This window comes from Kitasatospora sp. NPDC059599 (assembly GCF_042735125.1).
Lineage (GTDB): Bacteria > Actinomycetota > Actinomycetes > Streptomycetales > Streptomycetaceae > Kitasatospora.
In genome coordinates this window covers 1-1,063 of the sequence record NZ_JBHWCL010000319.1, presented here as the reverse complement: position 1 = coordinate 1,063, position 1,063 = coordinate 1, and the positions used below count along the sequence as shown (strand labels likewise).

Sequence of the window (1,063 nt, the reverse complement as noted above, 5' to 3'; positions counted from 1 at the left end):
GTCCGGACGACCAGGGTGTTGACGAAGAAGCCGACCAACTCGTCCAGGGCCTCATCGGTACGGCCGGCGACCGGGGTGCCGACCGGGACGTCCTCCCCGGCGCCGAGCCGGGACAGCAGCACGCCCAGCGCCGCCTGCAGCACCATGGCCGGGGTGACACCGTGGTCCATGGCCAGCTTCCGCAGGTCCGCGTGCAGTTCAGCGGGGACGGTCAGCTCGATGTCGCCCCCGCGATGGGTGGCCACAGCCGGTCGCGGGCGGTCGAAGGGGAGCGCCAGCTCCTCCGGGAGGTCGGCCAGCGCGTCACGCCAGTACCCCAACTGCCGTGCCAGCAGGCCGTCCTCATCCTGCTCGGACCCCAGCAGTTCGCGCTGCCAGAGCGTGTAGTCCGCGTACTGCACCGGCAGTGGCGCCCACCCGGGCGCACCGCCGGCCACTCGCGCCGCGTACGCGGCCGACAGGTCACGCCCCAGCGGGGCCATCGACCAGCCGTCACCGGCGATGTGATGAAGCGTCAGCAGCAGCACCTGCTGCTCGGGAGCCAGCGTGAAGAGGGAAGCGCGCAGCGGCAGTTCCGTCGCCAGGTCGAACGGCTGCCCTGCCGAACGGTTCACTGCGGCAGCCAACTCGTCCTCGTCGCCGACCGGCTCGACGGAGAGACCGATCGAGAGCTCCTCGGTCGGCAACACCCGCTGCACCGGCCGTCCGTCGACGACGGTGAGGACGGTCCGCAGGACGTGGTGCCGGTCGATCACATCGCGCAGCGCGGCCTCCAGCGCCTCCTGGTCCACCGCACCCGAAAGGCGCACGGCGGCAGGGATGTTGTACGTCGCGTTCGGCCCGTCCAGCTGCCCGAGGAACCAGAGCCGCTGCTGGGCGAAGGACAGCGGCACCTGCCCGAGTCCTTGACCGCCGGCCACGACCGGCGGGCGAACGGGCTCGCCGGGGACGAGGTGACGCGCCAGGGCGGCGGGGGTGGGGGCTTCGAAGAGGGTGCGGAGGGGGAGTTCGGTGCCGAGGGTGGTGCGGATGCGGCTGGTGAGGCGGGTGGCGAGGAGGGAGT

Annotated in this window: 1 protein-coding gene; it reads right to left on the bottom strand. The window is 72.4% G+C overall.

Going from position 1 to position 1,063, the window contains the following annotated elements:
• The coding region (locus ACFV04_RS43795; protein WP_380536665.1) for a condensation domain-containing protein at positions 1-1,063 on the bottom strand (1,063 nt) is incomplete at both ends.